The 16,196-nt window shown below is 73.3% G+C and carries 16 protein-coding genes and 1 pseudogene; 7 read left to right on the top strand and 10 right to left on the bottom strand.

Annotation, left to right across the window (positions count from 1 at the left end):
- The 4 genes from ACIQCH_RS35190 to ACIQCH_RS35175 all read right to left on the bottom strand — a co-directional run.
- On the bottom strand, positions 1 to 189 hold a 189-nt coding region (locus ACIQCH_RS35190), incomplete at its 3' end, for a phosphoadenosine phosphosulfate reductase family protein (protein WP_402587845.1).
- Positions 186 to 767: an adenylyl-sulfate kinase gene (gene cysC, locus ACIQCH_RS35185; protein ID WP_402587849.1), complete on the bottom strand. Its 582-nt coding sequence runs from the start codon at positions 765 to 767 to the stop codon at positions 186 to 188. The genes cysC and ACIQCH_RS35190, both read right to left, overlap by 4 nt.
- A 120-nt stretch (positions 768 to 887) precedes the next feature.
- On the bottom strand, positions 888 to 1,664 hold the full coding sequence (locus ACIQCH_RS35180; RefSeq protein WP_402587843.1) for an alpha/beta fold hydrolase: 777 nt from the start codon (positions 1,662 to 1,664) through the stop codon (positions 888 to 890).
- Positions 1,665 to 1,990: 326 nt separating this feature from the next.
- The gene (locus ACIQCH_RS35175) at positions 1,991 to 2,452 is read right to left on the bottom strand and encodes a carboxymuconolactone decarboxylase family protein (protein ID WP_402587841.1); all 462 of its coding nucleotides are present in this window, start codon (positions 2,450 to 2,452) and stop codon (positions 1,991 to 1,993) included.
- 386 nt (positions 2,453 to 2,838) lie between these two features.
- Here ACIQCH_RS35175 and ACIQCH_RS35170 point away from each other — a divergent pair, with 386 nt between their 5' ends.
- Positions 2,839 to 5,022: an MMPL family transporter gene (locus ACIQCH_RS35170; protein WP_402587839.1), complete on the top strand. Its 2,184-nt coding sequence runs from the start codon at positions 2,839 to 2,841 to the stop codon at positions 5,020 to 5,022.
- 219 nt (positions 5,023 to 5,241) lie between these two features.
- Here ACIQCH_RS35170 and ACIQCH_RS35165 read toward each other — a convergent pair.
- From ACIQCH_RS35165 to ACIQCH_RS35145, 5 genes and pseudogenes are all read right to left on the bottom strand, one after another.
- Positions 5,242 to 5,493 (bottom strand): annotated as a pseudogene (locus ACIQCH_RS35165) (AraC family transcriptional regulator); the annotation flags it as partial.
- A gap of 76 nt (positions 5,494 to 5,569) precedes the next feature.
- Positions 5,570 to 5,980: a VOC family protein gene (locus ACIQCH_RS35160; protein WP_402587837.1), complete on the bottom strand. Its 411-nt coding sequence runs from the start codon at positions 5,978 to 5,980 to the stop codon at positions 5,570 to 5,572.
- 103 nt (positions 5,981 to 6,083) lie between these two features.
- On the bottom strand, positions 6,084 to 6,836 hold the full coding sequence (locus ACIQCH_RS35155) for an SDR family NAD(P)-dependent oxidoreductase (protein WP_402587835.1): 753 nt from the start codon (positions 6,834 to 6,836) through the stop codon (positions 6,084 to 6,086).
- Positions 6,837 to 6,956: 120 nt separating this feature from the next.
- Positions 6,957 to 7,802 carry an SDR family oxidoreductase gene (locus ACIQCH_RS35150; RefSeq protein WP_402587833.1) on the bottom strand — a complete coding sequence of 282 codons (846 nt, stop codon included), beginning with the start codon at positions 7,800 to 7,802 and terminating at the stop codon, positions 6,957 to 6,959.
- Complete coding sequence (locus tag ACIQCH_RS35145) at positions 7,799 to 8,470, bottom strand: ScbR family autoregulator-binding transcription factor (protein WP_234332252.1); 672 nt, start codon at positions 8,468 to 8,470, stop codon at positions 7,799 to 7,801. Before ACIQCH_RS35145 ends, ACIQCH_RS35150 begins: the two co-directional genes overlap by 4 nt.
- A gap of 90 nt (positions 8,471 to 8,560) precedes the next feature.
- On the opposite strand from ACIQCH_RS35145, the gene ACIQCH_RS35140 reads away from it, so the two are divergent.
- Both ACIQCH_RS35140 and ACIQCH_RS35135 read left to right on the top strand, forming a co-directional pair.
- The gene (locus ACIQCH_RS35140; protein ID WP_402587831.1) at positions 8,561 to 9,643 is read left to right on the top strand and encodes a ScbA/BarX family gamma-butyrolactone biosynthesis protein; all 1,083 of its coding nucleotides are present in this window, start codon (positions 8,561 to 8,563) and stop codon (positions 9,641 to 9,643) included.
- Positions 9,644 to 9,946: 303 nt separating this feature from the next.
- Complete coding sequence (locus ACIQCH_RS35135) at positions 9,947 to 11,530, top strand: M4 family metallopeptidase (protein WP_402587829.1); 1,584 nt, start codon at positions 9,947 to 9,949, stop codon at positions 11,528 to 11,530.
- A 132-nt stretch (positions 11,531 to 11,662) separates the two neighbouring features.
- Here ACIQCH_RS35135 and ACIQCH_RS35130 read toward each other — a convergent pair whose 3' ends face one another.
- On the bottom strand, positions 11,663 to 12,985 hold the full coding sequence (locus ACIQCH_RS35130) for an IS701 family transposase (protein ID WP_402587827.1): 1,323 nt from the start codon (positions 12,983 to 12,985) through the stop codon (positions 11,663 to 11,665).
- Positions 12,986 to 13,116: 131 nt separating this feature from the next.
- On the opposite strand from ACIQCH_RS35130, the gene ACIQCH_RS35125 reads away from it, so the two are divergent.
- Genes ACIQCH_RS35125 through ACIQCH_RS35110 form a run of 4 tightly spaced genes read left to right on the top strand, consistent with a single transcriptional unit; the run spans position 13,117 to position 16,194 of the window.
- On the top strand, positions 13,117 to 13,755 hold the full coding sequence (locus tag ACIQCH_RS35125; protein ID WP_402587825.1) for a TetR family transcriptional regulator: 639 nt from the start codon (positions 13,117 to 13,119) through the stop codon (positions 13,753 to 13,755).
- The gene (locus tag ACIQCH_RS35120) at positions 13,752 to 14,588 is read left to right on the top strand and encodes a BTAD domain-containing putative transcriptional regulator (RefSeq protein WP_402587823.1); all 837 of its coding nucleotides are present in this window, start codon (positions 13,752 to 13,754) and stop codon (positions 14,586 to 14,588) included. The genes ACIQCH_RS35125 and ACIQCH_RS35120 overlap by 4 nt, the downstream gene beginning before the upstream one ends.
- Positions 14,588 to 15,172: an RNA polymerase sigma factor gene (locus ACIQCH_RS35115; protein ID WP_402587821.1), complete on the top strand. Its 585-nt coding sequence runs from the start codon at positions 14,588 to 14,590 to the stop codon at positions 15,170 to 15,172. The genes ACIQCH_RS35120 and ACIQCH_RS35115 overlap by 1 nt, the downstream gene beginning before the upstream one ends.
- On the top strand, positions 15,169 to 16,194 hold the full coding sequence (locus ACIQCH_RS35110; protein WP_402587819.1) for an Ada metal-binding domain-containing protein: 1,026 nt from the start codon (positions 15,169 to 15,171) through the stop codon (positions 16,192 to 16,194). Before ACIQCH_RS35115 ends, ACIQCH_RS35110 begins: the two co-directional genes overlap by 4 nt.
- Positions 16,195 to 16,196 lie beyond the last annotated feature (2 nt).

Here is a 16,196-nt window from a genome sequence, read left to right as displayed (position 1 = left end):
GAACGCCTTGAGCGCCAGGTGCAGCATGACGATCGAGTCCTTGCCGCCGGAGAAGAGGATCACCGGCTTCTCGAACTCGCCCGCCACCTCGCGGATGATGTGGATCGCCTCGGACTCCAGGGCGTCCAGGTGCGTCAGCGCGAAGGGGTTCCCCGACGCCTTGATCGGGCGATGGGTCGCGGTCGTCATGCCAGGCCCCTCTCGGTCAGGAAGGTGTGCAGCTCGGCCGCGGACTCGGTCACCGAGCGGCCGAGCGTCTGGATGCGCAGCTCCGGGTTCTCCGGGGCCTCGTACGGGTCGTCGACGCCGGTGAGGCCGGAGATCTCGCCGGCCGCCTGCTTGGCGTACAGGCCCTTCACGTCGCGCTGGGAGCAGAGCGTGACCGGGGTGGCCACGTGGATCTCCAGGAACGACGTGCCGACGGTGGCGTGCCGGGCACGGACGGCGGCGCGGGAGTCGGCGTACGGGGCGATGACCGGCACCAGCGTCTTGACGCCGTGCGAGGCCAGCAACTCGGCCACGAAGCCGATCCGCTGCACGTTGGTGTGCCGGTCCTCGCGGGTGAAGCCCAGGCCCGACGAGAGGAACTCTCGGATCTCGTCGCCGTCGAGCACCTCGACCGCGTGGCCGTCGGCGCGGAGGCGGTCGGCGAGGGTACGGGCGAGGGTGGTCTTGCCCGCGCTGGGGAGCCCGGTCAGCCACACGGTGGCGCCGCGCTCGCTGGGGGCGGCGGCCGGGGCCGCCTCCGCGGTGTCCCCGGCGGCCAGGGTGTGAGCCGTGGTCACGGTGGTGTTCTCCCGGGAGGTAGAAGGCGGACTTTCAGGGATGGGTCGAGCACGTCCCCCGCGCTGCAGGGCGGCGGCGCGGGCCGGGGCGGCGGGACCCCTTCAGGCGGTGGCGAACTCGGCCAGCGTCCGGCCGAGCACGTCCATGTCGATCCGGTGCCAGGACCCGGACAGCTCGAGGCTCCGGCCGTCGGGCAGGGCATCCGCGGTCGCCTGCGCCGCCGCACGCAGCCAGACGCTGGTGCTGTCGCTGTTGAGGACCAGCGTCTCGGTCCGGAAGCCGGCGAGCCGGTCGGCCGGGACGGTGAAGTCGCCGCAGATCTCCATGTCGTAGAGCAGCGTGTGCGCGTTCGTCTCGTTGATCGCCCAGATCGGGCTCCTGCGCCACTCCGCGACCGTGTCGGGGGCGAGGCCCAGGACGGGGCCGAGGAAGAACTCGGCCGCCTCGTCGCGCCGGTCGCGCTCCAGCAGCACCTGGATCGTCCGCGCGGCGTTGAAGGGGGGCTTCGGGAACCCGTCGACCCGGAAGAACGGCTCGTGGAGCGCGAGCCTGGTGATCGGCGTGCCCGCGAGCGCCGCCTCGATGGCCAGGTTCGCGCCCGTGGACCCGGCGAACACGGCCGCTGAGCCGCCCGCCTCCTCGATCACCGCCTGGAGGTCCTCGACCTCCCGCTCGACGGCGTACTCGGGAGCGTCGCCGCTCTGGCCGCGCCCGCGGCGGTCGTAGGCGTACACGGTGCAGTGCTGCGCCAGCTCGGGGACGAGATCGTTGAAGATCGTGTGGTCGCGGAACGCACCGTTGAGCAGCACGAGCGCGGGGCCCTCGCCCGACTTCTCGTAAGCGATCGTCGTGCCGTCCCGGGAAACGACCTTGCGCATCTCGCACTCCTCGTGCCGACCGGAGGTGCTCTCACCTCGCCCTGTGTCGGCAGCTTCGAGTGCGTCGATGGATCAACGGTCGAGAACCGATAGCGGCCCGCTTGCGCCACCCGCCGGGCCCGCCGGCGGCGCCGCCGGGCATGCCGGCGGTGACCAGGGGGAACGTGACTCCCCGGACAACGCCGGCGGCCGTTCCCCACGCTTCGACGTCGAGCAACGAAGCGCTGAGGAACGGCCGCTGTGGGGAGGGGTGCGGGCCGCGTCGCCCGCGGCCGACGGGACGGCCTGCCGGCCCTCCCGTCGGCCCCGCGTCCGGCGGGGAGTGCCTAGCCCCAGTTCTGGCCGGCGGGCTCCTGGATGGTGACGTTCAGTCGGTTGAAGAAGTTCGTCGTCGCGATCATGAGGATGAGGGCGGCGAGCTGCTCCTCCGAGAAGTGGTCGGCGGCCGCGTCCCAGACGTCGTCCGGCACGCCCTGCCCGCTGCGGTCGGCGAGCCGGGTGGCGGACTCGGCCAGCGCCAGGGCGGCGCGCTCGGCGTCCGAGAAGAACGGCGCCTCGCGCCAGGCGGCGACGGCGTGCAGGCGCTCGTCGGTCTCACCGGCCTTCTTGGCACCCGTGGCGCCGGCGTAGACGCAGGCGCTGCAGCCGTTGATCTGGCTCGCGCGCAGGTGCACCAGCTCCAGCAGGCGCGGGTCGACCCCGCCCTTGTGCATGGCCTTGTAGAGGTTCTGGATGCCGCTCATGGCGTCCGGCAGAACCTGGGCGGGGTTCTTCATGCGAGCCTTCATCGGGAGCTCCCTCAGTAGGTGTTGTCCGTTCGTCACCACAATGACGGAGCCCGCCCCACGAATGTGACCCGCGAACTCGAGAATTGCTTGAGCGACGGGACGCCACCCCCGGCGACCAGCGGTGATGTGGCAGATCGTGCCGGCGCGCACGAGAGCCGCCCGCCTGACGGCCGATCATGCGGCCACTTCCTCGCATTCCTGATCGAACGCGTAAAGCCTGAATAAGGAATCAGCCAGAATCGGGCCGCCATCAGGCGTGGGAATCAGGGTTCCAGCCAACTCGAGGGGCGCTCTATCGGGACTCCACCACCCAGGTGAAGAACCTTTGTGTAACCAGTCCCGTACGAGCCCCCGCTCCACGGCTCCTGACCCTCAGCGAGAGTCACATGACGACCCAGATCCCGGCACCATCCCCGACGGAAACGGATCCACCGCCCGCTACCTCCCCCACCGTTGCGAGCCGATACGCCTCCTTCGTCGCCGGCCGGCGCTCCAAGTGGGTCGTGCTCGTCCTGTGGCTCCTCCTCATGGGCATCGGCGGCTCGCTGGCCGCCGGCCTGGCGGACGTACAGGACAACGACCCCGAGACCTGGCTCCCCTCGAGCGCCCAGTCCACCAAGGCGGTGCAGCTCGCGGAGGAGTACTTCGCCGACAAGGACTCCAGCTCCGCCGTCATCGTCTACGCCCGCGAGGGCGGCCTCACCCAGGCCGACCTGACCCGGATCGACGGCGACCGCGGCCGGCTCGCCGACGTGGCCTCCGGCAACATCTCCTCCGCCGTGGTCTCCCAGGACAAGGTCGCGGCCTTCGTCAGCGTTCCGCTGCGCACCTCGCCCAGCGACGTCACCGTGCTCACCGACGGCGTGAAGGAGGTCGGCAAGCTCACCTCCGACGGCGCCCCCGCCGGTCTCGACATCAAGATCACCGGTGAGGCCGGCAGCATCGCCGACTTCGCCGACGTGTACTCCGGCATGGACGGCGCGCTCATGGGCGCAGCGCTCGGCGTGGTGGCGCTGCTCCTGCTCATCACCTACCGCAGCCCGGTGCTGTGGCTGATCCCGCTGATCGCCGTGGGGCTGGCCAGCCAGGTGGCGAGCGGCGTGGTCTACCTCCTCGCCAAGCACGCGGGTCTCGTGGTCAACGGCCAGAGCGCCTACGTCCTCATGGTGCTGGCGGTGGGCGTCGGCACCGACTACGCCCTGCTGCTCATCGCCCGTTACCGGGAGGAGCTGCACCGGTACGAGGACCGCCACGACGCGATGGCGCTGGCCGTGCACGGCTCGCTGCCGGCCCTGGCCGCCTCCGCCGCGACCGTGACGATCGCGACGCTGTGCCTGGTGTTCGGCAGCATGAACAGCACCAAGGGTCTGGGACCGGTCGTCGCCATCGGCGTGGTCCTGGTGTTCTTCGCCATGACCTCGCTGCTGCCGGCGCTGCTGGTGATCCTGGGCCGTTGGGTGTTCTGGCCCGTCAAGCCGCGCGTCACCGAGGGCTACGACCCGGTCTCGGCGCAGGGGCACGGCAGGTGGGCCCGGATCGCCGGGGCCGTGGCACGCCGCCCGCGCGCGGTGTGGATCGGCACGGCGCTGGTGCTGGGTCTCATGACGCTGGGCATCTTCGGCGTGCAGACCGGCCAGACGCAGGCCGAGCAGTTCACCAACAAGGTCGAGTCGGTCACCGGCCAGCAGGTCCTGGCCAAGCACTTCCCGGCCGGCTCGTCCGCTCCCGCGGACGTGTACGTCCCCGACGCCGGGGCGGACGCCGCGGCGGCCACCGTCGCCAAGGTGCCCGGTGTGTCCTCGGTGAACACCCAGGTGGCGAAGGGCGGCTGGACGCATCTGACCGCAGTGCTGCGTGACGCTCCCGACTCCGCGGCCGCCAAGGACACCGTCCGGGACATCCGGACGGCGCTGGACGGCACGAGCGGGCCGGCCGCCAAGGCGGTCGTCGGCGGACAGACCGCGGTGGCGCTCGACGTCTCCGAGGCGCAGGGCGACGAGGAGAAGCTGCTCATCCCGCTGATCCTCGCGGTGGTGCTGGTGATGCTCCTCGTCCTGCTGCGGGCGGTCACCGCGTCGCTGATGCTGCTCGTGTCCGTGGTGCTGTCGTTCGGTGCGGCCGTCGGTGCGGCCTCGCTGCTGTTCCACGCGCTCGACCACGCGAAGATCGACCGCGGGCTGGTGCTGTTCGGCTTCATCTTCCTGGTCGCGCTGGGCGTCGACTACACCATCTTCCTGATGACGCGGGCCCGGGAAGAGGTGGCACTGCGCGGCCACCGCGAGGGCATCACCACCGCGGTCACGGTGACCGGTGGTGTCATCACCTCGGCGGGCGTGGTGCTGGCCGCCACGTTCCTGGTCCTCGCGGCCATCCCCACGGTGAGCGCACTGCAGCAGGGCCTGCTGGTGGCGGTCGGCATCCTCCTCGACACGTTCCTGGTGCGCAGCCTGCTGGTGCCGGCGCTGGCCCTGGACCTGGGGCCGCGCATCTGGCGGCCGGGCCTGGCGGCACAGGATGGCGCTCCGCACGCTTCCGGCAGCAGCCGGACCGACGTACCGTCCACCGTCTGAGCCGGCGGTCCGACGTCGCGGACCACGCGACGTGCTGACCTAGGGCTCTCGGGACGACGCAGGCGGCCGTTCCCCACGCTTCGGGGTGTCACACCACGAAGCGCCGGGGGACGGCCGCCCGCGTTCGCGTGGCCTGCCCAGGACGGCCCGCTCGTCCCCACGGTGGCGGGGCGACGCGCGGACGACCGTGCGTCAGACCCCGTCGACGCCGGGGCCGCCGCCCCGCAGCCGCAACGCTGCCGCCCGCTCGGTGCGACGCGTCATCAGGTACGCCGACGGCGACTCGCCGTAGGCGTCCCGGAACTGCAGACTCAGGTGCTCGACGGACATGTTCGCGTCGCGCGCGAGCGCCGCCACGTCCAGCGGCTGCGCGTACTCCCGGTCGATCCGGTCGCGGACGCGGCGCAGCCGCGCGAGATCGGACAGGCGCTGCGCCTGGATGCGCGCACGCCGCCATTCGGGCCTGCACATGAGATCCCTCCCCTTCGTCCTTCGTCCCTCGTCCCTCGTCCTTCGACTCGGCACGGCCGCACCGACTCCCGCTGGGTCAGCGGACCTGCTGGATGCGGACCAGGTTGCCCGCCGGGTCGCGGAACGCGCAGTCGCGGATGCCGTACGGCTGGTCCGTCGGCTCCTGGACCACCTCGGTGTCACCGGCCCGCACCCTCTCGAACACGGCGTCGACGTCCGGGGTGGCCAGCAGGATCCAGCCGTAGGTGCCCTTGGCCATCATCTCGGTGACCGTGCGGCGCTCGTCCTCGGTGATGCCGGGATCGGCGGCGGGCGGCGTCAGCAGGATCGACACCCCCGGCTGACCGGCCGGGCCGACCGTGATCCAGCGCATCCTGCCCTGGCCGGCGTCGCTGCGGACCTCGAAGCCGAGCACGTCGCGGTAGAACACGAGCGAGGCGTCCGGGTCGTCGTGCGGCAGGGAGGTCGTGTGAATCGTGATGTCCATGAAAATCAGGCTAGAGGCCGCTTCGCGGACCCCGCTTCTCGGATCCTGATCGGCCCGGACACGCCGGGACGGGCACGGGCCGGGCCGTGCGGCTCCGGACCGGTCAGGCCGCGGTCCACCCCCCGTCCACCGGCACCGCCGCGCCCGTGACGAAGGAGGCGCGGTCGCTCAGCAGCCACGCGGCGGCCTGGGCCACCTCGTCCGGGGCGGCCATGCGCTGCTGCAGGGAGCGCCGGGTGAACGACTCCATGAGGGACGGGGTGTGGTCGAGCACCTCCTCCATCAGCTCGGTCCGGGTGCTGCCGACCACCAGGGAGTTGACCCGCACGCCCCGGGCGGCGTACTCGGCGGCGGCGGCCCGGGTCAGGCCGATCACCGCGTGCTTGGCGGCGACGTAGGGGGCGGTGGCTCCGGTGGCCAGGACGCCGGCGACGCTGGAGGTGTTGACGACGGCGCCGCCGCCGGCCTCGGCCAGCACCGGGATCTGCGACTTGAGGCAGTTCCACACCCCGCGCAGGTTGACGTCGAGGACCCGGTCGAAGACCGCGTCCTCGGTCTCGTGCAGCGGCGTGCCCGCGGTGGCCCAGCCGGCGTTGTTGAAGGCGCCGTCGAGGCGGCCGTACGTCTCCACCGCGGCCGCGACCGCGCGGGCGACGTCCGCGGGGTCGGTCACGTCCCCCGCCACCGCCGAGGCCAGCCCGCCGGCCCCGGTGATCTCCTGGACGAGGGCGTCGAGCCGGTCCCGGCGGCGGGCGAACAGCACCACCGCGGCGCCTTCGGCGGCGAACCGGTGGGCGGCCGCGGCGCCGATGCCGCTCGACGCGCCGGTGATCATGACGACTTTGTGCGCAAGCATGCGTAATCCGCTCATGCTCCGGCGTTTTATCACATGATGGCAAACGTCCGGCGATGTGCTGGTCAGGGCGGCCGGTACGGGGCCGGACCGTTCCCGACCCGCCCCGCACCAACCCCGGCGTCAGAGCAGCGACTGGCCGCCGTCGACGGTCAGGACGGTGCCGGTGACGTACGCGTTGGCCATCAGGAACAGCGCCGCGGCGGCCACCTCCTCGGCCGTCCCGTAACGCCCGAGCGGCATGGCGCGCCCGGCGTCGGCCACGGCAGCGTCGTCCGGCAGCCTGCGCCGCAGCATGGGGGTGTCGGCGGTGCCCGAACGCACCGCGTTCACCCGGATCCTGCGCGGTGCGAGTTCCACGGCGAGGGACCTGGTGAGGCCCTCGACGGCGGCCGCGGCGGCGATCACGGCGGCGCCGTTGGGCACCGGGCGCACGACGTAGACGCCCGAGAGGTACGTGATCGAGCCCCCGGCGGTCAGCCGGGGGGTGGCGGCCCGGGCCACGGCGTAGGCGCCCCAGAACCGTCCCTCGACGCTGTCGGCCACGTCCTCGCGGGTGGTCGCGGTGACCGCCCCGCGGGTCGCGGTGCCCGCGGAGACCAGGACGTGGTCGACCGTGCCGAGTTCGTCGAGCAGGGCGCCGAGCCGCTCCTCGTCGCGCACGTCGGAGACGTACGTCCGTACCGGCGCGGGCGGCGCGCCCGGCGCGGTCCGGGCGGCGGCGGCGACGGAGGCCGCCGCGGCGGCCAGCCGGTCGGCGTCGCGGCCCACCAGGACGGGTCGGGCTCCGAGGCCGGCCAGCAGTCGGGCGGCCGCCAGGCCGATGCCCGAACTGCCCCCGACCAGCACGACGGTGGCTCCGGCGAGCGACTCCGGCAGCGGGGACCGGACGGGCGTGGGCGCGGCGTGGGGCGTGGGGCCGGGGGCGGCGGCGGGCGCGGGGGCGGACGTCGGGCCGGGGGCGGTCACGCGGCCGGCTCCGTCGGTACCAGCGACGCGGCGCGGCGCACGCTGCACCTGACGTTCGGGGCGGCGCCCTCGCTCGCGATCCCGGGGAGCAGCAGGTCCCACATGGCCACCGTGCGGCGCGGGAGGTCGGTGCGCCGGGCCACCAGGTCGGAGTACAGCTGCATGCCCGTGCAGGCGCTGACCACGAACTCGGCGACCTGGTGCGCGTCGACGCCCGCGCGCAGTTCGCCGCGCTCCGCCGCGTCCCGCAGGCAGGCCTCCATGATCCGCTGCCATTCGTCGAACGACTCGGAGCTGTGCATGCCGAAGCCGGACTGCTCGACGGCCAGCCGCACGCCCGCGCGCAGGATCTTGTCGACCTGGAGCTGGTGGGACCAGACGAGCGTGATGTCGACCAGGCGCTGCAGCCCGTCGGAGCGCAGCTTGGGCACGATCGTCTCCGGCTGTGCGTTCATCACGGCAGCGGCCAGTGCTTCCTTGTTGGGGAAGTGGAAGTACACCGCCCCGAGGGTGATGCCGGCGCGTTTCATGATCTCGCGCATGCTCGCCCCGTGGTATCCGGCCTCGTCGAACACCTCGGCGGCGGCCAGGATGATGGCCGCTCGCGTTTTGACCGCCCGTTCCTGCTTCAACCGCGGCTCGACCACGAGTTGATCCTCCCTCGACAAACAAAGCGAACGTACTTTACTTTACAGGCGAGTCGCCCGGCCCGTCCGGTTGCCCGGGACTCCCCTGTACGCACGCCAAGGGGGAATGGCATGCTCATCATCGACGAACGACCTGAGGCGCCCGCATCCGGCGCCCTGACCACCACCGTCGCCAAGGAGTACGTGCACAGGGCCGCCCTGTCCGACGTGTTCCTCACCGACTGCGCCGCCAGCGGCCCGGACAGTTTCGTGATCGGCGCCCAGTGGCCGCGGCTGCACGGCTTCTACCAGGCCGACCACGGCCTCTACGACCCGCTCCTGCTCTGCGAGACCATCCGCCAGACGCTGCCCCTGCTGATCCACACCCAGTACGGGGTGCCGTTCGGGCACCAGTTGATGTGGAGTCACCTCCACTACGCGGTCAATCCGCAGGCCATGCCCGTCGGCCGCACTCCGGCCGACCTGCGCCTGCACGTGACCTGTACCGACGCCACCTACCGGCGCGGGTTACCCGCGGCGCTGAGCCTGCGCTACGAGATCACCCGCGGCGACGACCTGTTGGCCGTCGCCAGCACCGACTTCAGCTGTCACACCCCCGCCGTCTACCGCCGGCTGCGGGCGGGGCGCGACAGCATCAAGGCCGCCTTCTGGGACATCCCGCGGCCGCCCCTTCCCGTCCTGCCCGAGCACTGCGCCCGCGAGCGCGCCCAGGACGTCGTGCTGGCGCCCGGCGACCGGGCCGGGCGGTGGCGGCTGCGCGTGGACACCGCGCACCCCGTCCTGTTCGACCACCCCGTGGACCACGCCCCGGGCATGCTCCTGCTGGAGGCCGCCCGGCAGGCCGGGTACGCCGCCCGGCCCGGCGACGCGGCGGCGCGCTGGCCCGCCTCCATGGACGTCGCCTTCCGCAAGTACGTCGAGTTCGACCAGCCGTGCTGGATCGAGGCCCGGCCGGCCGCGGCGACCGGGACGGTCGGGGCGGTGGGTTCGGCAGGTTCGCCGGGCTCGGCCGGTCCGGCAGGTCCGGCCGGGACGTCGGAACCCCCCGGAGCGACCTCGGGCGGCCCGGGCCACCCGGCGGAACCGGCGGACCCGACGGAGCCGGCCGAGGCGGTGCGCGTCACCGCGGTGCAGGGCGACGGCACGGCGTTCGAGGCGCTGGTCGGGCTCCGCGACGTCTCCGGGCTCGCCTGACCGGACCGCTCGCTCCCGCCCTCCCCGGGCCGTACGGCGCACCCGGCCCCGCCGTGCGGCCCGGGTGTCCGCCCGGGCGCGCGCGAAGGGCGCGCGAAGGACATGTGAAGGCCGCACGGAGGCCGTGGGGACCGTGTGTGGCCGGGGAGCACGAGCGAACGGGGAGGTAAACCGGAAAACGGACAACGGAGTTCGTCCTTCGGACAACAGCAGGTCAAATGCTTGTTGCGCACCTGTCAAACAGATCGTTTCGCTGGCACTCTTTCGACCCAGTCCCCCCACGACTGACGAAGGAGCTCCCGCGTGGCTACCCACCTCCGGTCCTCTTCCCCCCGCACGACCCGCGCCCGGGCCGCCGCAGGCGCCCTGATCGCGTCGGCCGCGATGGTCGCGCTCGCGGCGCAGAGCGGCCCCGCCGCCGCCCAGCCCGACCGGACCGCCGCCGCGAGCGCGGTCGTCCAGACCGCCCCGCAGCGGGCCGCCGCCATCGCGCAGGCGCAGTCCGGTGCCGCCGCCACCGCCAAGGCCATCGGTCTGGGCGCCGGCGAGGCCCTGATCGCCCGCGACGTGATCCGCGACGGCGACGGCACGGTGCACACCCGCTACGAGCGCACGTTCGCCGGCCTCCCGGTGCTCGGCGGCGACCTCGTGGTCCACAAGAAGGCGAACGGCGCCCTGCGCACCACCCGCGCGATCGCCGCGGACATAGCCGTGCCCACCGCCACCTCGGCCGCGACCGCGGCCCACAAGGGCGCCCGCAAGGTCGTCTGGGCCGCCTCCGGCAAGCCGACCCTGGCCTGGGAGTCCGTCAAGAACGGCACCGACGCCGACGGCACCCCGTCCCGGGTGCACACCATCACCGACGCCCGCACCGGCAAGGTCCTCTACCGCTACGACGCCGTCTCCAAGGGCACCGGCACCAGCCAGTACAGCGGTTCCGTCCCGCTCGGCACGACGCTCAGCGGCAGCACGTACCAGCTGACCGACGGCGGCCGCGGCGGGCACAAGACCTACGACCTGAACGGCGGCACCAACGGCACCGGCTCGCTCTTCACCGACGCGGACGACGTCTGGGGCAACGGCTCGGTGACCAACCGCCAGACCGCCGGTGTGGACGCCGCCTACGGCGCGGCCGTCACCTGGGACTTCTACAAGAACGAGCTGGGCCGCCTGGGCATCCGCGGCGACGGCGTCGGCGCCTACTCCCGCGTCCACTACGGCAACGCGTACGTCAACGCGTTCTGGGACGACAGCTGCTTCTGCATGACCTACGGCGACGGTGCCGGCAACGCCAAGCCGCTGACCTCGCTGGACGTGGCCGGCCACGAGATGAGCCACGGCCTGACCGCGTCCACCGCCGGCCTGAACTACAGCCGCGAGTCGGGCGGCCTGAACGAGGCCACCTCCGACATCCTCGGCACCGCGGTGGAGTTCTACGCCAACAACGCCTCGGACCAGGGCGACTACCTCATCGGCGAGAAGATCGACATCCGGGGCAACGGCACGCCGCTGCGCTACATGGACAAGCCCAGCAAGGACGGCTCCTCGGCCGACTACTGGTCGAAGACCGTCGGCCGCCTGGACGTCCACAACTCGTCCGGCGTGGCGAACCACTTCTTCTACCTGCTGTCCGAGGGCAGCGGCGCCAAGACGATCAACGGCGTGAGCTACGACTCGCCCACCTACAACGGTTCGACGGTCACCGGCATCGGCCGCGTCAAGGCGTACAAGATCTGGTACAAGGCGCTGTCGACGTACATGACCTCCACGACCAACTACGCCGGCGCGCGGACCGCCACGCTGCAGGCGGCGAGCGACCTCTACGGTGCGTCCGGCGCCGAGTACGCGGCGGTCGCCAAGGCCTGGACGGCCGTGAACGTGAAGTAACCGCGGTCCGCGGAGGAGTCGCCCTCCACCGCACCCTTCCGGGCCCCGTGCCGACGGTCCACCGTCGGCACGGGGCCCGCCCGCGTCACGGCGTTAACGGCGTTAACGCCGCGCGCCGTTGGGGTGTCGGCGTCAGCAGCCGGCGTGCTGCAGTGCTCGAGGGGGTACGGCTGGGCCGTGTCGGGGCGCCGGTCGGGCGGGCCGGTGGCCGTCCGGGTCCGTCGGCGCCCCGGACAGGGCGTGCCAGCCGTACGCCGCCGAGACCAGCGTCGTGTGGTGGTGCCAGCCCGGGAAGGAGCGCCCCTCGAAGTCCAGCAGGCCGAAGTCCCCGCACAGCGCGTCCACCGCTGCGCCGGTGCGGGCCTGCGCGTCGACCAGGGGCAGGAGTTCGTCCGGTCGGGCGTGCACGAGGTTCGTCAGCCAGATCCGCGCCGGCCGGTCGCGCCGCGGCCGCCACTGGGCCAGCAGGCGCAGGGTGTGGGGGGAGTGGGGCAGGTGCACCGGCCCGGAGAGCGTCCACAGCGGCCCCCCGGAGCCGCGCCCCGGCAGGCCGGGGAGCCGGCGTGGCGGCGCCGGCGGCCGCAGCGACGAGCCCCGCTGCAGCAGGTGGTCGTCCACGCACAGGCGCTCGGCCGGCGCCGGCCCGCGCGGGTGCCGCTGGGCGCCCAGCGCCGGCCCGGCGTGTACGGCCAGGTTGCCCGGTACGGTCACCAGGAAGCGGTGGCTGCGACCGCTGAGCCCCGCGGCCAGGGCCGCGCAGTCGTCCAGCTCCGTGCCGTCGGCGACCACCGGAGGGGGGTCCCCCGCGGTGCGCCCGGCCAGGGCCTCGACCAGGCCCAGGGCCTGCCCCCACAGCGGGCGTGCGTCGGCCGAGTCGGGTATGCGGGCCCGCCGCCGTAAGTGGGGGTCCCCGCACCAGGCCTCGGGCAGGTGCAGCCGCCAGTCCACGGGGACGTCCCCGCGCCGGGTCGAGACGTGGATGCCCATGCCCACCTGGCAGTTGACGAGCCGTCCGGCCGCCTCGTCGAAGCGGCGGTGCACCCCCACCGAGTGTCCGCCCCGCTTGGGGGCGACCACCGCCGACAGGGTCCATGCCAGGACCGGGGCCCGCTCGCCGGCCCAGCGGGCCAGGGCCCGCCTCGACGGCTCCCACGGCCACGGGCTCTCGCTGACGAACTGGTGCAGGGACTGCGACGCGGTGGGCGCGGCGGACACCGCCGCCGCCATCCGCCGCACCGACTTCCTGCCCGGCGTGCCGAGCAGGCCCTTCACGTAGGTCTCCGCCCAGCGGCGCTGGTCCTGGCGCGGCAGGTGCCCGAAGACCTCTTCGGTGAACGCGGAGAGGGCGGCGGACCGTTCCGCCCCGAAGCCGGACGCGGACACGGACGTGAGTGCCGACGTGGACGCGGATGTGGACACCGGTGCGGACGGGATCGAGGAGCGGTGGACGGCCATGGGCGTTCCCCCTGTGCGCGCGTCATCAGTCTGACGGTTGACACAAAAAAGCATAGCGAACGTTCTCTATGTTCTAGGATGGCACGAGGCCCCCCGGGCCCGACGGATCCCGACGACACGGAGAAATGTCCATGGCACGGCAGCAGAGAGCCATGCGCACCCGCTCACTCCTCGTCCAGGCGGCCTCGACCGAGTTCGACCGCTCCGGCTACGAGGGGACGACCCTGACGCAGATCAACCAACTCGCCGGCATCTCCATGGGGGCGCTGACCTTCCACTTCCCCACCAAACGCGCCCTCGCCGAGGCCGTGCAGCAGCAGGGCCGCGAACAGGTGCGCGACGCGATCGCCGACGTGGTCGCCAAACACCGACCGGCCCTCGCCACCGGCGTCGCCCTCACGGTGACGCTCGCCCGGTTGCTCGAGGAGAACGTCGAGGTCCGCGCGGCGGCCCGGCTGGCGCGCGAGTGCTCCCGCTCCACCTGGGCCTCCGAATGGCTGCCCGTCCTGCGCGACCTGTTCCGCCGCGCCCAGGAGGAGTGCGGCCTGCGCCCCGGCAGCGACCCCGACGCCCTGGCGGCCCTCGCCGCCCACCTCGTCGCCGGCGCCGAACTGCAACTGCGCGACGAACTGGCCCTGCGCGGCGGCACGGAGTCCCTGGCCGGCGACCCTGCCGCGAGCCCGGTGGTCCAGCTCGCCCAGATCTGGCGGGTGGTGCTCCGCGGGATCATCGTCAAGAGCCTCAGCGAGTACGAACAGGACCTCGTATGAGCGCGCCCGCCCCGCCGGACGCCGGCGGCTCGGTCCGGGCCGGCGTCCTCGGCCCGCTGTCCCTCGTCGTCGACGGCGAGAACCGGACACCCAGCGCCCCCAAGCCCCGCCAACTGCTCGCGTTCCTCCTGCTCAACGCCAACCGCGCGGTCCGGGCCAGCGACTGCATCACCGAGTTATGGGGATCGCACCCGCCCAAGACCGCGATGTCCACCCTCCAGACCTACGTCCTCTACATACGCCAGATCCTGCGCAGCCCGCCCGCCGACCACAGCCGCACCCTCGTCACCCGCAACCAGGGCTACCAGTTCGCCCTCGACCCGCGGGCCAGCGACCGGCTGCGCTTCGAGGCCCTGGCCGCCCGCGGCCGCGAGGCCTCCGCCGCCGGCGCACCGGAGCGCGCGACCCGGCTGTTCGCCGACGCCCTCGCCGTCTGGCGCGGGCCGGTGCTGGCCGACGTGACGTCAGGTGCGCTCAGCTCCCCGCACATCGTCGAGCTGGAGGAGGCGCGCACCAGCGTCCTGCAGTGGCGGGTCGAGGCCGACCTGCGCCTGGGCCGCCACCGCGAGCTCCTCGACGAGCTGCGGACCCTGGCCGCCGCACACCCCACCCACGAGAACATCCACGCCCAGTACATGCTCGCCCTCCACCGCTCCGACCGGCGCGACGAGGCCCTGGGCGTGTTCCGGCGGCTGCACAGCCGCCTCGGCGACTCCTTCGGCATCCAGCCCGTACCGCGGCTGCGCCTGCTGTACGAGGCCATCGACGCCGACGACCCCGTGCTCAGCGCGCCCCCAGCAACCCTTTCCCCGAGGGCGGTGTTTCTACAGTGATGGACAAGGTGGCCGAGCAGCTGACAGACCTGCTGGCGGCGGATCTGGACGACGGCTTCACGGAGCTCGTCCGCATCCACGCCAGGGGGGTGCACGCGTTCCTGCTGCGCGTGTCCGGGTCGCCCGCGGAGGCGGACGACCTGGGGCAGGACACGTTCCTGCGCGCCTACACGGCGCTGCAGTCGTACTCGCCCGAGCGTCGCAGGCAGCTGAGCCCGCGCGCCTGGCTGATGACGATCGCTGCGAACGTGTGGCGTAATCATGTGCGCAGCAGCGTGCGCCGTCCGGTGTCGGTCATGCGGGTCGACGACGCCCAGGACACCTGGTCCGACCACCGGCCGGGGCCCGCCGAGCGGGCACTGAACGCCGACGACCGCGACCGCCTGGTCGCGGCGCTGTCGGAGCTGCCGGAGTACTACCGGATACCGGTGGTCTTACGGCACGTGGTCGGCATGAGCTACGCCGAGGTGGCGCAGGTGCAGGGCTGTCCGGTCGGCACCGCCAAGGCACAGGTCTCGCGCGCGATGGGGGACCTGCGGCGGCTGTTGGCGCCGGACGAGGAGCTGAGGGAGGTGAGGACGTGAGCGGACACGAGGCCCCTTGGGGGGCTTCGCACGGGGACGCCCACGAGGACGCGACCCCTCGCGAGCAGCTGCCCGGAGCCGGGGCCGAGGACATGCCGCCGGCCCCGGTGGACTTCGCGCTGCGCATCCTCCAGAGGGTGGGCGTCCCACGGGACCGCTACGACACGTACGTCTCGCTGGACACGCCCGCGGGCGCGCTGTTCGTGGCCTTCACACCGGAGCGGATCACCGGGTCCGCCCTGGGCGGCGCGGGACTGACCGCCGAGGGGTTCGAGGAACTGCACCGGGCCCGCACCGGGCGTTCCGCGATCCCGGCGCGCAAGGCGTTCCCCGGGCTGGCCACCGCCCTGCGCACGGCGCGCGCCCGCGCGCTGCCGCTGGACCTCGGGCCGGCCGGGGCACCGGCGACCCGCGTGCTGGCGGCCGTGCGCACGATCCCGCCCGGCCAGCTGCGCCCGATGTCCTGGATCGCCCACGAGGCGGGTACCGGTCTCCCGGCCGGACCCGGAACGGCACCCGCGACCGGTCCGGCGACCGCGACCGGAACCGCGGCCACGACCGCAGCCCCCGGCGGTGTCGCGAGCGGTGCCGCGACCGGAGCCACGGGCGGAACGGCGGACGACACCGGCCCCGGCCCCGGAGCCGAGGAGGGGACCCGGGACCGGGAGGCGGCCGACCTCACGGAGCGGCTGGCCGCGATCCTCGCGTCCAACCCCCTTCCGGTGCTGGTCCCCTGCCACCGCGTCACCTACGACAACGGCGCGCCCTGCGACGCCGGCTACCTGCCGTCCGCCGGGGAGGCGCTGCGCCGGGCCGAGGGCATCGACATGGCCGAGGTGCGCCAGTGGTCGCGCAGCGGCGCCGTCTTCCTCGGCAGCGACACCACGCACATCTACTGCCATCCCACCTGCGCGCACGCCCGGCGCATCACGCCCCCGCACCGCGTGCCGTTCGCGAGCGCGGGCGAGGCCCACCGGGCCGGCTACCGCGCCTGCAAGAGCTGCCGCCCGGTAGCGGTCTGACG

It is taken from the genome of Streptomyces sp. NPDC093225, assembly GCF_044753805.1.
Lineage (GTDB): Bacteria > Actinomycetota > Actinomycetes > Streptomycetales > Streptomycetaceae > Streptomyces.
Note: the sequence above shows the minus strand (reverse complement) of the source record. Positions and strands in the feature narration are given on the sequence as shown.

Excerpts from the sequence above, each read along its gene's own strand:
- ACIQCH_RS35170 (WP_402587839.1), top strand. The coding sequence starts at position 2,839 with ATGACGACCCAGATCCCGGCACCATCCCCGACGGAAACGGATCCACCG.
- ACIQCH_RS35130 (WP_402587827.1), bottom strand. The coding sequence starts at position 12,985 with ATGGCCGTCCACCGCTCCTCGATCCCGTCCGCACCGGTGTCCACATCC.
- ACIQCH_RS35180 (WP_402587843.1), bottom strand. The coding sequence starts at position 1,664 with ATGCGCAAGGTCGTTTCCCGGGACGGCACGACGATCGCTTACGAGAAG.
- ACIQCH_RS35160 (WP_402587837.1), bottom strand. The coding sequence starts at position 5,980 with ATGGACATCACGATTCACACGACCTCCCTGCCGCACGACGACCCGGAC.
- ACIQCH_RS35140 (WP_402587831.1), top strand. The coding sequence starts at position 8,561 with ATGCTCATCATCGACGAACGACCTGAGGCGCCCGCATCCGGCGCCCTG.
- ACIQCH_RS35115 (WP_402587821.1), top strand. The coding sequence starts at position 14,588 with ATGGACAAGGTGGCCGAGCAGCTGACAGACCTGCTGGCGGCGGATCTG.
- ACIQCH_RS35125 (WP_402587825.1), top strand. The coding sequence starts at position 13,117 with ATGGCACGGCAGCAGAGAGCCATGCGCACCCGCTCACTCCTCGTCCAG.
- ACIQCH_RS35155 (WP_402587835.1), bottom strand. The coding sequence starts at position 6,836 with ATGCTTGCGCACAAAGTCGTCATGATCACCGGCGCGTCGAGCGGCATC.
- ACIQCH_RS35175 (WP_402587841.1), bottom strand. The coding sequence starts at position 2,452 with ATGAAGGCTCGCATGAAGAACCCCGCCCAGGTTCTGCCGGACGCCATG.
- ACIQCH_RS35120 (WP_402587823.1), top strand. The coding sequence starts at position 13,752 with ATGAGCGCGCCCGCCCCGCCGGACGCCGGCGGCTCGGTCCGGGCCGGC.